Genomic DNA, 12,678 nt, shown 5'->3' with positions numbered 1-12,678 from the left:
ATTATTAAATGACGTCATGAATCATTATAGATGCAAACAAATTTGAATAAGAAAGATGAATAGGGAAATTTTATAAAAGAAGATATAATCACGGAGGTGTCCTGCTGTGATTTATGGCCCTGAACAATATAAAAATGATGTCGATCGCTATATCGTGAGTATTAAAGATCAACTGCTAAAATTATCTGGTACGTGGAATGTACAAAGCTGCTGTATATTGGAAGATTTTGAACTGCTCCAAAAACAAGTTATGGAAGCACACAACCTTGCTTCCACTTACTATTTACAATCATACCTTTTGCCATATACAGATGAAGCTGCGACATTAAGTCTGGCTGCTCAACATTTATCAGAGCGTAGGCACGGAGGCTTGATTGTTATTGAAAGAAAGGAAGATGTAACAGCCTATATGCATAACGGCATTGAAGTGGGGGCGAAAGTAAGCTACACAATGCTGGAAACAATTTTTTATGATGGCAATCCCCTGCATGATGGTGCCGTTCACATTCGAAAAGATGAAATTCTTTCTGCGGGTAACATATTGCCCGTTGCCAAATCAGAGCAGCAAGGAAAGAAGATTGGTACGCGGCATCGAGCAGCTATTGGCATTTCCGAAGTAACCGACGCAATTGCAATAGTTGTATCAGAAGAAACCGGTCGAATATCTTTTGCCTTACAAGGCAAGCTTTATACAGTGCGTAACTAATGTAATACGTTTACTTGTATTAAATGTAAAATGTCTAGCTCCAGTTAACTTTAACTGGAGTTTTTTCTGTTTGGATGAATCTTTAATAAAAGAGATAAAAGGAAATCTAATACATAAAATTTCATCTTACTGGAAATACTGTTATTAGTTACTAAAGGAGGAATAGACATGGATCATCAGAATGCTGAAAATCTAAATGAAGAAACAGCTGAAACATTAACGAACAGACAGGGCCATCCGATCACAAACAACCAAAATATGCGTACAGTAGGAAATCGTGGGCCAGCTACTCTTGAAAATTACGATTTTATTGAAAAGATTAGCCACTTTGACCGCGAACGTGTGCCTGAACGGGTCGTTCATGCCCGCGGTGCTGGTGCACATGGCTATTTTGAAGCATACGGAACATGTGGAAACGAGCATGTATCGAAATATACACGCGCCAAGCTTTTTCAGGAAAAAGGCAAGAAAACACCTGTTTTCGTGCGTTTTTCATCCGTTATACATGGCGGTCACTCGCCCGAGACATTGCGTGATCCACGCGGATTTGCTGTTAAATTTTATACAGAAGATGGAAATTGGGATTTGGTAGGGAATAATTTAAAAATATTCTTTATCCGTGATGCCGTGAAATTTCCTGATATGATTCATGCCTTTAAACCTGATCCTATTACAAATATTCAAGACAGTGAACGCTTCTTTGACTTCTGTTCTAATTCACCGGAAACCTTTCATATGGTAACCTTTGTATATTCACCATGGGGAATTCCAGCTAACTATCGCATGATGCAAGGCTCTGGTGTCAATACATATAAATGGGTCAATGCAGAAGGAAAAGCTGTGCTGGTGAAATACCACTGGGAACCAAAGCAAGGCATTAAAAATTTGACTCAAAAAGAAGCAGAGGAAATCCAAGCGAAGAATTTCAATCATGCTACACAAGATTTATATGATGCCATTGAAAAGGAAGATTATCCTGAATGGGAGCTACTTGTTCAAATCATGAGTGATGATGATCATCCTGAACTGGATTTTGATCCGCTTGACGATACGAAGCTTTGGCCGGAAGATCAATTTCCATGGATGCCAGTCGGCAAAATGGTCTTAAACAAAAACCCAGAGGATTATTTTACTGAAGTAGAACAGGTTGCATTTGGTACAGGTGTATTAGTTGATGGACTCGATTTTTCTGATGATAAAATGCTTCAGGGCAGAACATTCTCATACTCAGATACACAGCGATACCGTGTCGGTGCCAATTATTTGCAGCTGCCAATCAATGCGCCGAAGAAAAGGGTAGCAACAAACCAGCGCGGCGGGCAAATGCAGTATAAGGTTGATTTAGCACCAGGGCAAAATCCGCATATAAATTACGAACCTTCTACTTTAGGCGGTTTAAAAGAAGCAAAGCAGTCCGGCAAGGAATATACACCGAAAGTGGAAGGAAATCTTGTAAGAGAATCGATCGATAGACAGAGCAATACGAAACAAGCAGGCCATACGTACAGAAGCTTCGAACAATGGGAAAAAGATGAGCTAATATCAAACCTTGTCAATGATTTATCTGACTGTGATCCCCGTATTCAGGAAAAAATGATACAGCTGGCAGAAGAAGCTGACGAAGAATATGGACGCAGATTGCGCGAAGGGATTGTCAGCAAACCGAAGGATGGCACTTCTCATAAGCCTTTAGGAAATATTAATGGAGATAAAGCACCAGAACAAGCAATTAATAAAGGTCATGAAGCAGATCCTTATTAAATAGAAAGACGAGAGGAAAGCTGAGGGTGAAATTCCTTAGCTTTTTTTGGTTTTCGGGTGTACAATTAGGAAAAGTATGGCATTTAATTGGTAGGATTTATAAATTAAATATATAAATAGGTGTGTTTAAGGGGGAAGTTTCTTGGCTGAAACAAAAAGAGAAAAGAAAAGTCAGATGCCATTTCGTATCAACTTGTTATTCTTTGCTGTTTTTTTTCTATTTTCGATTTTAATCGTCCGCCTGGGAATTGTGCAGATTGTAAATGGAGAATCGTATAAACTCGAGGTGGAAAGTACCGAGGATGTAACAGTTTCTGATCCTGTGCCGCGCGGCAGAATGCTCGACCGCCATTTTAATATTATCGTCGATAATGTACCAAAGAGTGCGATTACCTATACAAATTCCAATGAAAAACAACAGGATATACTTGAAGTTGCCGAGAACCTGTCACTCTTAATAGACCAGCCTGTCGATAAAATTAGAGAAAGAGAAAAGAAAGATTTTTGGATTATGAGAAATCCGGAGCGTGCAAAAGAAAAAATTACAGAGGAAGAATGGGAAGAATTCGAAAACAATGAACGATCTGATAAGGAATTATATCAGCTTCAAATAGATAGAATTACAGATGAAGATCTAAAGGGACTGTCACTAGAAGATTTAGAGGTCTTGGCTATTTTTAGAGAGCTGACGAGCGGATATGCTTTTACAAAGCAGATTGTTAAAAATGAAGATGTCAAACCGGAGGAATATGCTGCAGTAAGTGAAAACCTTGCTTATTTGCCTGGAATAGATACAACTACTGACTGGGATCGAACCTATAACTTTGGCAATACATTAAAATCAGTTTTAGGCGGAATTACAGATTCATCGGAAGGGCTGCCGAAAGAAAGACTTGACTATTACTTATCAAGAGATTACAGCCTTAATGACAGGGTTGGCAAAAGTTATTTGGAGCTCCAATATGAAGAAGTATTGCATGGGCAAAAGGCAAAGGAAAAAGTCATAACAAAAGGAGGAAAGCTTCTCGGAACCGAAACACTTACTGAAGGGTCGAGAGGAAAAGATTTAGTGCTTTCTGTTGATATGGAGCTTCAGCAGAAAATTGAGAAAATAATTGAAGAGGAAATGATCAAGGCAAAAAATAGCGGCAGAACTCGGCTGCTTGACCGGGCATTTGTCGTGTTAATGGATCCCTATACAGGAGAAATCCTAACTATGGCAGGCAAACAGCTGGTGAGAAATAAAGAAACAGGAAAACAGGAAATGCAGGATTATGCACTTGGAAACATCTCCTCAGCATATGGAGTTGGCTCTGCGGTTAAAGGAGCAACTGTCTTAACAGGATTTAAAACAGGTGCTATTAATCAAAATACCGTGTTTTATGATTCACCAGTGAAAATTAGGGATACTCCTTTAAAAAGTTCTTGGTTTAATGGGAGTTTCCAAGGCAATATGAGTGTCTTAAGGGCTTTGCGAAAATCATCCAATGTCTATATGTTTAAGACAGCAATGGCCATTGGTGAGGGAAATTATGTCTATGACCAGCCGCTTACACTAAGAAATAAGCGTGCTTTTGAAGATATGCGGGACGGGTTTAGTGAATTTGGTCTTGGTGTGCGAACAGGAATTGATTTGCCTAATGAGATTCCAGGCTATATTGGGCAAGATAGACTGCCGGGAAAACTGCTTGACCTAGCGATCGGACAGTTTGATACCTATACACCTATGCAGCTGGCTCAATACGTATCTACTATTGCAAATGGAGGGTACCGTATTCAGCCAAGAATGGTAAAAGAAATAAGAGAATCATCAATTGATGGGGAAACGCTTGGACCAATCATTCAGGAGATGCAGCCAACTATATTAAACAAATTAGAGATGACAGAAAATGAGATTGGGATTGTGAAGGAAGGGTTTAGACAAGTTATGAACAACCCTGACGGTACTGCTTATAGAGCGTTTGCCAATGCACCTTATGCACCTGCGGGGAAAACAGGAACAGCTGAGGCCTTTTATGATGGACCGGATCGAAAAAAAGGAGATCCGCTGATTCCGGTAATGAATTTAAGTCTCGTCGCATATGCACCATATGACAATCCAGAGATCGCCATGTCGGTTGTCGTGCCATGGGCATATGAAGGAGAAACAGGTCATACAGCCAATTATGATATTGGCCGGAGAGTATTAGATACGTACTTTGCGTTGAAAAATGACCAGACAGAATCGGTCAAAGATGAATCAGAAGACCAGTAAAGAAGACCAGGGATTTTTTCCTGGTCTCATCTTATTCATGGTGTTTCCTCGGAAGGACCTGTCTTCCCTTAACCATGAATTTACTCCATAACTTTTTCAGTTTTATTAAAACACTATCTGTCTGTCGCTCCGTTTTTAATAGCTTTCGATAGAAAAAGAAATGTATAGCTTCCTCCAAAAGAATGAGAAACAGAAAGAGACCTCCAATCAGCATAAGCCAAAATGTCATCTCAATACCTCCTTATCTTTCATCCTATTGGAATTACAGGGATATTATGCAGCATTCTATTGCTATTTTCCCTATCCGATTCTTTCATAAACAGTCCAGGTTTAGTTATTTACTAGAAGGGAATAAAAAAGTATAGATCTTGATGAGGAGGATCGACATGACAGAACTACTGAAAACCTATTATATCGATATTGAGAACAGAGTCATTCATCAAACACCAGAAGCAGCAGAATGGCATTTTAAAATATTTGCTCCAGAAGAAGAGGCTGCTAAAATAAGTGACGAATTACGCAAAAACTATAATGCCGACTTGAAAACATATGTTAGATCTCATATTCCATTTTTAGAATATCATCATGACCCGCAAAATGATGAATATGATGAAGCAATAGAGAAAGTCTACGAAATGATTTATCGATTTGGTGATGAAGAAGCAAAAGAACATATTGAGCGGATGGGGATATTATCCGAAGAGCAAAAGCAGTCCTAATAGGGACTGTTTTTTTTCATGGAGAGATGATCTGACCTAGCTAATCAGCAGGGTGAAAAGGTTAACGAAAGCAAGCTGTTTTATATATGATCACCAGTCAATCGTTAGGTTTAAAAATAAATAAACAATAAAAAAGAACCATCATGATCTTCATCTAATGAATGGTTCTTGTGTTTTATTCGGTATAACGTTTCATTTTTTGTCTTTGTTTTTCTCGTACTCATATCTGTTCCAGCAAACGGACTGCGGCTTTGCTCGGGATTCCGTCTTCCTTCACGAACTAACTTTTCTCTTTTCTTTTTAGCAGCTGATTTGGCCATTAAATCCCACTCCTTTAATTTCGTTAGTCATATTTTACCATAAACAAAACCGAATTACATAGATCAGCAAAAAATAATTAAGGCACAGTAAATTAAGGGTTTTTCTCAAAAGAGATAGGGAAGTTCCCCGATATGGCGACAGCTCTTTCTCCTATACAATGAAATTATAAAGTATGTGAAGGTTGTAACAAGGAGGAGTAAACATGGAAACAGCCAAAACTGAGAAAGCTGTTACTTCAATTAATCAGGCATTTGCTTCAAGGTTCGCAAAATCAATGTTTCTTTCTGTAATAGGGCTTGCAGTACTATCATTTATCGGAACGAGAATGTTTACACATGTCGACTTAAATTTATACGGATACATGGTTGGTACGATCATATTTTTAGGAGGCTTCTTTTATCGCTTTATTGCTTGGGGAGAACGCCCGCCAACAAAAATCATTATTAAAAAGGGAATCAGGCTGCTTTTTAGAAAATCAACACCAAAAACATCTGTAGAACAGCTGGCAACCTACCGATTTATCTGGAATAGGGGAATTTACCGATGGACACAGCACATCATGATGGGCTGGGGAGTAATCTTGTCTTGTCTCGTCACATTTCCGCTAGTGTTCGGCTGGATGTACTTCACAATGGATGAGAACGGGATGTACAACATCATTCTAATGGGCATTCAAATTTTGACAGTGCCAGCGGATGGATTGATCGCTAACTTTTCTTATAATGCACTAAACATCTCAGCAACCATGGTCATTGTAGGAGTTTGCATGGCGCTTTACCGCCGTTTAAAAAATATGCAGGCACGGGCAGAACAAAAATTTCTATACGACTTTCTTCCATTATATATGCTGCTCTTTATCAGCATAACCGGATTAGCTCTTACATTCAGCAATGTATTCCTGCATGGATTTGGACACCCGGTTATGTCGCTCATTCATCAGTGGTCGGTCATAATCACCTTGATTTACTTGCCATTTGGTAAGCTTGCACATATTCCGTTTAGACCGTTAAGTGTCTTTGCAAGAAACTATCGAGAGCATTATATGGAAGCTGCACCAAAGCAATGTAAGGTTTGCGGCAGTGAATTCGTATCAGCAGAACAATCAAATGACGTTATAAATGTGCTTCAGACAAATCATATTCAATTTCAGACAGAGGATGGTCATCATCTTGCAGAGCTTTGTCTGCCATGCAGAAGGAAATACCGAATGGCGCAGTTTTCAGGGTTTCCTACTCACGAAGTAAAGGTTAAGGAGGCAAACCAAAATGCAAAGGGATAAGTTTTTTAAAGAAATCGAAAATGTGTATCACCCGAATGAAAAATTAATTAAAACACATTGCAGTTATTGTGGAATGCAGTGCGGCATGAACCTCCGTGTTAATACATCTACAAATAAAATCATTGGGGTTGAACCGAGATATGACTGGCCGGTTACAGTTGGAAAAATGTGTCCAAAAGGGGTTACAGCTTACCAGCAGACGAATCATGATGATCGCCTATTAAAACCGCTTATCCGTGATGATGCATCTTTAAAAGGAACAACAAAGGGTTTTAGAGAAGCCAGCTGGGATGAGGCATACGACCTGATCGCGAAAAAATTCACAGAACTTCAAGAGAATTACGGGAAAGACAGTTTATCCGTTTTTAGCGGAGTGTCAATGACAAATGAAAAATGTTATCTGACAGGTAAATTTGCACGTGTTGCACTGGGAACAAAATATATCGATTATAATGGGCGCTTCTGTATGTCAAGTGCTGCCGGCGGTTTCCTAAGATCATTTGGGGTCGACCGCGGTTCTACCCTGCCTTGGACAGATATACATGAAACAGATTGCTTATTCATCGCAGGCAGTAATACAGCAGAATGTCATCCGACCTCTATCTTCCGCTTGTGGAATGTACAGGAAAGAGGCGGTTATATCATCGTTGTTGATCCAAGGGAGACACCAATTGCCAGAAGAGCGGATGTGCATTTGGATATTCGTCCTGGTACTGATTTAGCGCTCGCAAATGGAATCCTTCATTTATTAATTGAAAATGGATATACTGATGAACAATTTGTGAACAATCACACAAATGGTTTTGAAGAAACAAGAGAGCTTGTTAAAGAATTTACTCCGGAATATACGAGTGAAATTACTGGTGTTGATCAGGAAAAGATTATTCAAGCAGCGGAAATCTACGGTAAAGCTCCTAATGCGGTTGTTATGTTTGCAAGGGGAATTGAACAGCAGCATAAAGGTGTTGACAATGTTTCTGCATATACAAACATGGCGCTTGTAACAGGTAAAATCGGCAGACCTAAATCAGGAGTAGCGACATTTACTGGACAGGGAAATGGTCAGGGCGGCCGTGAACATGGACAAAAATCAGACCTTCTGCCAGGTTACCGTAAAATTACGAATCCTGAACATGTTAAAGAAGTTTGCCAATTCTGGGGAATCTCAGAAGATGAAATGCCAAAGGCTGGTGTTTCTGCATACGAACTCTTTGAATTGATGGCTAAGAAGGAAATTCGCGGTTTATATCTGCTCTGTTCAAACCCAGCTGTATCCGCTCCAAATTTAAACTTTGTCAGAGAAACACTGAAAAATTTAGATTTCATGGTGTGTGCAGATTTCTACCTATCCGAATCAGCTGAATTTGCTGATGTGATCTTGCCATCTGTTACCTGGTCAGAAGATGAAGGTACGACAACCAACCTGGAAGGCAGAATTATTAAAATTAATAAAGCGCAAGAGCCTGTTGGAGAATCAAAGCCAGATTGGCAAATGCAGGTTGAGCTAGCAGAACGACTGGGAAGAGGGAAGTATTTCTCCCATCTAAAAACGGCCAGAGATGTTGCGGACGAATTTCGGGCAGCTTCTAAAGGCGGCTACGCGGATTACTACGGAGCAACGTGGGAAAAAATCGAAAAACAAGATGGAGTCTTTTGGCCATGTAAAGATGAAGAAGATGAAGGAACCCCCCATATGTTCCTTGATAAAAAATTTTATCACTCTGATGGAAAAGCTAAGATTTGCGCATTGCCATATCGAAAGTCAGCAGAGGAACCAGATGAAACCTATCCGCTGCGAATGACAAATGGCCGCGTAGTCTATCACTATCTATCTGGTAATCAAACGAGAAGAATTCCTTTTCTGCGTGATATGTGCCCGGAACCTTTTATAGAGGTTCATCCGCAAACAGCTGAAAAATATAAGATCTCCCATGAAGAAGAGGTACGTCTTTACACAAGAAGAGGAGAAGCGTTTTACAAGGTTAAAATAACGGAGGCAATTCGTCCTGATACGGTCTTTGTGCCTTACCATTTCGGCCATGAAAAATCTATCAATCTACTTACGATTGCTGCACTGGATCCTATGAGCAGAATGCCTGAATTTAAAGTTTGTGCAGCCCAAATCGAAAAGCTTGATCGAGAGAAGGTGTAACAGCAATGAAAAAGAGACTTTATATAGAGCTTGAAAATTGTATAGGCTGCAGATCTTGTTTAGCAGCCTGTACACAGTGCGGAGGGCATGAAGAAAGAAACAGAAACTACGTTTATGATGTGAATCCGCTTGTCAGCCGTCAGACTATGCCGTTAATGTGTCTGCACTGTGTGAATCCTGCTTGTGCCCGCAGCTGTCCGGCACAAGCCATTCAAATTCATGAAACAGGAGCGGTGCTTTCAGCGCTGGTTGAAAAATGCATTGGCTGCCAAAACTGTACGATCGCATGCCCATACGGTATTCCGAAATTTGACGAAGAGCAAAACCTAATGTACAAATGTGACCTGTGTATTGACCGTACGAAAGATGGAATACCGCCAATGTGTGCAAGCGTCTGTCCTTCAAACACACTGCAATGGCTAACAGAAGAGGAAATTGAACAAAAACAAAAGCAATACAACATGTCTAATGGAAAATGGGTAACAAGTCAGCCGTATTTAGAAGGAGAAACAAATGTAAAAGTAAATCTTCCTGGAATCCTCCAGGGAATCACAAAGCTTTATTAGGAGGTGGATGGTGATGAAAGAACGAAATAATAAGATTCCTTTTCCAGAAGATAACTATACTCATAACATTAATCGAGACAATGAAAGAAAGCTGGATCGCCGAGGGTTTATGAAAACCTTAGTAGGTGCAGCAGGAGTATTTGCTGTATCTTCCCTGCCATGGGGAGCAGTTGCAGCAAAAGAGCTGATGGGATTAGGAGAAAAAGAGTATCCTCATAAAAAAATTGCTGATCTTAACAACCTGCCTATTGGTGATGCGGTAGAGTTTAAATTTCCAGGGGAACACGATGACGCGATCCTCATCAGACTAGGTGAAGAAAAATTTGTTGCTTATCAAAATGCCTGTACCCACTTGCGATGTCCAGTATTTTGGGTGAAAGAGCAGGGAGAAATGGTATGTCCTTGTCATCATGGCAAATTTGATGTGGAAACTGGAGCACCTACAGCAGGGCCGCCAAGGCGGCCGCTTCCTGAAATTCAAGTAGAAGTAAATCAAGGTGCTGTATATGCAGTAAGGGTGAAGAGATATGAAGCGTAGTTATATTGGCGTTCTTCTCCTCAGTGCTGTCTTGTTTTTAAATATTATTTTCACTCAATATATGGTGCATCAATATTTCTATGAAAATTATGTAAACACATTGATCTTTTGCGGCTTAAATATCGTCATGTTCCCTATAGCTTTCTTTCTCTATAAAAAAACAAAAAAGGCGTGAGTGCTATGAATAGTGAAACATATATCGATTTTTGTTTTATAAGAGAAAGCAGTGGAAGGTTCAAAGAGGAAATTGATCAGCTGCTCCAAGAACTGTTCTCTAAAATACGGCTGAACTGGTACTTAGACGTAAAACAAAAAGATGGCCTTGAGATCATCGTTGCGGAAATTAAAGGGATGAGCAAATGGCAGTCCGAAGCTGAGCTGATACAGTTCATAGAGACAAATGCAAAAGAAGACTTCTGGACGTATCTGCAAGGATATAAAGCTTTTATCTATCCTCAAAGTAAGGGAGGGAAAAGCTGTGGAGTCCGATAAAAAGAATAGCTTGAGCATGTTCATACATGAAGATGTAGAAATAGCCATTATCGATACAGATGGAGAGGAACAGGCACCACTCTTAACAAAAAGAATTGAACGGATAGAAAATTGTCCTGATCACACTCATTTCAGAATGTATGTAAACCACCTTCAGTTTTTCGCCATTCCCATGGGAGCCCGATTTGAATGGGAGAATGATCGGCTGATTGCTACAGATGAAAAAAGTCAGCTGCAATATTGCATTCGAAAATTACGAATAACTGAGTGATAAGAATATCTCGCTTCCGGCATCTGATTGAAGGTAGTAATGCCAATAAGCTTATAGGGGTATCTGTACATGCTTTAATGATGACTTTGTTTAATAGAAGGCAATTTTAAAACTGTGACAGATCGTTTTTAAAGAATTGAATCAGTGATCTTTAACACACAGCAATGCCGAGTCTAATGAAAAGTATTGTAACAGGAAGGTGAAAAGAAAATGAAAACGAAAAGAATAAACGACTGGATGCCAGAAAATGAACAGTTTTGGCAATCACAAGGAAAAAAACACGCTAAGAGAAATCTATGGATTTCAGTTCCAGCATTAATGATGGCCTTTATTGTATGGCAAATTTGGTCTGTCGTCGCTGTACAATTAAATGAAATAGGCTTCTCATTTACGGATGAGCAATTATTTACTTTAGCAGCTGTTCCAGGACTTGTAGGAGCAACATTACGCTTCTTCTACACATTTGCTGTCGGAACATTTGGCGGAAGAAACTGGACCATTATCTCTACAGCAGTCTTAGCTATTCCAGCGATCGGTATTGGTATAGCTGTTCAAAATCCTGAAACTCCTTATTCAGTGATGCTATTACTTGCTGCACTATGCGGGCTTGGCGGAGGAAATTTCTCCTCTTCATCAGCAAATATAAGTTTCTTCTATCCTAAAAAAGAAAAAGGGACAGCTTTAGGAATTAATGGCGGCTTAGGAAACATGGGTGTCTCAGTCGTACAATTTGTAACACCGCTTGTCATCGCCAGCGGAGCATTTGCCTTCTTTGGAGACAGCCAAACCTTAGCCAGTGGTGAAAAGGTATGGCTGCAAAATGCAGCATTTATCTGGGTCATCCCAATTGCAGTTTTAACGGTTGCTGCTTATTTTGGAATGGATAATCTTCCAAATACGAAACAGTCAGTTGGCGCACAATTTGTTGTATTAAAGCGAAAGCATACTTGGATCATGACCATTCTATATGTTGCAACATTCGGTTCATTTATTGGGTATTCTGCTGCATTCCCATTATTATTAAAATCACAATTCCCCGAACACATGGGCCTGGCATTCCTTGGCGCATTTTTAGCGGCAGCTGCACGCCCGGTTGGAGGCTGGCTATCAGATAAATTTGGAGGAGCATTCGTTACAGCTTGGGTATTCGTTGTCATGAGTGCTGGTGCAGGCGGAGTGATCTACTTTACAAAACAAGCATCGTTTGCAGGATTTTTAACCGCGTTTCTAATCTTGTTTATTGCTGCGGGAATTGGTTCCGGCTCAACTTTCCAGATGATACCTGGCATCTTCCCTGTAAAAGAAGCTGCTCCAGTATTAGGTATTACAGCTGCATTTGCGGCTTACGGCTCATATTTTATCCCGCAACTGTTCGGCTGGTCTACTAAGTCAACTGGAACGCCAGTCAATGCATTATATATTTTCATAGTGATATATGTCATATCATTTATACTGAATTTCTTCTATTATCAGCGTAAAGCTAAGTTGAATACAACCTATCCTTTAAGGAAAGCTAACTAGATTTTATACTGAATTGGCCTGCCTCGCACTATCTGCGGGCAGGCCTAATGTCAATTTTAGATGACCTTCAAGGTCTGACTAAGTGCTGATGCTTGATC

General features: G+C 39.9%; 13 protein-coding genes. 11 read left to right on the top strand and 2 right to left on the bottom strand.

Annotated elements, in window-relative coordinates; genetic code table 11:
* The first annotated feature begins 106 nt into the window (after nucleotides 1-106).
* The 3 genes from cdaS to F7732_RS05135 all read left to right on the top strand — a co-directional run bounded on the left by cdaS (nucleotide 107) and on the right by F7732_RS05135 (nucleotide 4,721).
* Nucleotides 107-706, top strand: coding sequence for a sporulation-specific diadenylate cyclase CdaS (cdaS, locus tag F7732_RS05145; RefSeq protein ID WP_151572757.1), 600 nt, complete (start codon nucleotides 107-109; stop codon nucleotides 704-706).
* A gap of 168 nt (nucleotides 707-874) precedes the next feature.
* On the top strand, nucleotides 875-2,467 hold the full coding sequence (locus F7732_RS05140; protein ID WP_151572755.1) for a catalase: 1,593 nt from the start codon (nucleotides 875-877) through the stop codon (nucleotides 2,465-2,467).
* Nucleotides 2,468-2,642: 175 nt separating this feature from the next.
* Nucleotides 2,643-4,721, top strand: coding sequence for a penicillin-binding transpeptidase domain-containing protein (locus tag F7732_RS05135; protein ID WP_151573659.1), 2,079 nt, complete (start codon nucleotides 2,643-2,645; stop codon nucleotides 4,719-4,721).
* 31 nt (nucleotides 4,722-4,752) lie between these two features.
* On the opposite strand, the gene F7732_RS05130 is transcribed toward F7732_RS05135, so the two are convergent.
* Nucleotides 4,753-4,950: a hypothetical protein gene (locus tag F7732_RS05130; protein WP_151572753.1), complete on the bottom strand. Its 198-nt coding sequence runs from the start codon at nucleotides 4,948-4,950 to the stop codon at nucleotides 4,753-4,755.
* A gap of 157 nt (nucleotides 4,951-5,107) precedes the next feature.
* Here F7732_RS05130 and F7732_RS05125 point away from each other — a divergent pair, with 157 nt between their 5' ends.
* Entirely contained in the window at nucleotides 5,108-5,440 is a 333-nt protein-coding gene (locus F7732_RS05125) for a hydrolase (protein ID WP_151572751.1), read from the top strand.
* A gap of 110 nt (nucleotides 5,441-5,550) precedes the next feature.
* Here F7732_RS05125 and F7732_RS05120 read toward each other — a convergent pair whose 3' ends face one another.
* The gene (locus tag F7732_RS05120; protein WP_151572749.1) at nucleotides 5,551-5,760 is read right to left on the bottom strand and encodes a hypothetical protein; all 210 of its coding nucleotides are present in this window, start codon (nucleotides 5,758-5,760) and stop codon (nucleotides 5,551-5,553) included.
* A 203-nt stretch (nucleotides 5,761-5,963) separates the two neighbouring features.
* Between F7732_RS05120 and F7732_RS05115 the strand changes: the two genes are divergently transcribed.
* The 7 genes from F7732_RS05115 (at nucleotide 5,964) to F7732_RS05080 (ending at nucleotide 12,580) form a co-directional block, all read left to right on the top strand.
* Nucleotides 5,964-7,040 (top strand): hypothetical protein, encoded by a 1,077-nt coding sequence (locus F7732_RS05115; protein ID WP_151572747.1) that lies wholly within the window; start codon nucleotides 5,964-5,966, stop codon nucleotides 7,038-7,040.
* A complete protein-coding gene (locus F7732_RS05110) occupies nucleotides 7,027-9,192 on the top strand; it encodes a molybdopterin oxidoreductase family protein (RefSeq protein WP_151572745.1) in 2,166 nt (721 codons plus the stop codon). Before F7732_RS05115 ends, F7732_RS05110 begins: the two co-directional genes overlap by 14 nt.
* Nucleotides 9,193-9,197: 5 nt before the next feature.
* Entirely contained in the window at nucleotides 9,198-9,758 is a 561-nt protein-coding gene (locus F7732_RS05105) for a 4Fe-4S dicluster domain-containing protein (RefSeq protein ID WP_066444816.1), read from the top strand.
* Nucleotides 9,759-9,771: 13 nt separating this feature from the next.
* On the top strand, nucleotides 9,772-10,296 hold the full coding sequence (locus tag F7732_RS05100; protein ID WP_066444818.1) for a Rieske (2Fe-2S) protein: 525 nt from the start codon (nucleotides 9,772-9,774) through the stop codon (nucleotides 10,294-10,296).
* A 180-nt stretch (nucleotides 10,297-10,476) separates the two neighbouring features.
* Nucleotides 10,477-10,788 (top strand): hypothetical protein, encoded by a 312-nt coding sequence (locus F7732_RS05090; protein ID WP_151572743.1) that lies wholly within the window; start codon nucleotides 10,477-10,479, stop codon nucleotides 10,786-10,788.
* Nucleotides 10,775-11,059: a hypothetical protein gene (locus F7732_RS05085; RefSeq protein ID WP_151572741.1), complete on the top strand. Its 285-nt coding sequence runs from the start codon at nucleotides 10,775-10,777 to the stop codon at nucleotides 11,057-11,059. The genes F7732_RS05090 and F7732_RS05085 overlap by 14 nt, the downstream gene beginning before the upstream one ends.
* A 210-nt stretch (nucleotides 11,060-11,269) precedes the next feature.
* A complete protein-coding gene (locus F7732_RS05080; protein WP_151572739.1) occupies nucleotides 11,270-12,580 on the top strand; it encodes a NarK family nitrate/nitrite MFS transporter in 1,311 nt (436 codons plus the stop codon).
* The last annotated feature ends 98 nt before the right edge of the window (nucleotides 12,581-12,678 follow it).

The sequence above is a fragment of the Bacillus mesophilum genome (assembly GCF_008923265.1).
GTDB classification, from domain to species: Bacteria; Bacillota; Bacilli; order Bacillales; family Cytobacillaceae; genus Cytobacillus; species Cytobacillus mesophilum.
Note: the sequence above shows the minus strand (reverse complement) of the source record. Positions and strands in the feature narration are given on the sequence as shown.

Bases quoted from the DNA above. Each gene is read 5' to 3' on its own strand.
- F7732_RS05135 (WP_151573659.1), top strand. From the start codon at position 2,643: ATGCCATTTCGTATCAACTTGTTATTCTTTGCTGTTTTTTTTCTATTT.
- F7732_RS05110 (WP_151572745.1), top strand. From the start codon at position 7,027: ATGCAAAGGGATAAGTTTTTTAAAGAAATCGAAAATGTGTATCACCCG.
- F7732_RS05080 (WP_151572739.1), top strand. From the start codon at position 11,270: ATGAAAACGAAAAGAATAAACGACTGGATGCCAGAAAATGAACAGTTT.
- F7732_RS05140 (WP_151572755.1), top strand. From the start codon at position 875: ATGGATCATCAGAATGCTGAAAATCTAAATGAAGAAACAGCTGAAACA.
- F7732_RS05115 (WP_151572747.1), top strand. From the start codon at position 5,964: ATGGAAACAGCCAAAACTGAGAAAGCTGTTACTTCAATTAATCAGGCA.
- F7732_RS05100 (WP_066444818.1), top strand. From the start codon at position 9,772: ATGAAAGAACGAAATAATAAGATTCCTTTTCCAGAAGATAACTATACT.
- F7732_RS05130 (WP_151572753.1), bottom strand. From the start codon at position 4,950: ATGACATTTTGGCTTATGCTGATTGGAGGTCTCTTTCTGTTTCTCATT.
- F7732_RS05090 (WP_151572743.1), top strand. From the start codon at position 10,477: ATGAATAGTGAAACATATATCGATTTTTGTTTTATAAGAGAAAGCAGT.
- F7732_RS05125 (WP_151572751.1), top strand. From the start codon at position 5,108: ATGACAGAACTACTGAAAACCTATTATATCGATATTGAGAACAGAGTC.
- F7732_RS05105 (WP_066444816.1), top strand. From the start codon at position 9,198: ATGAAAAAGAGACTTTATATAGAGCTTGAAAATTGTATAGGCTGCAGA.
- F7732_RS05120 (WP_151572749.1), bottom strand. From the start codon at position 5,760: ATGGCCAAATCAGCTGCTAAAAAGAAAAGAGAAAAGTTAGTTCGTGAA.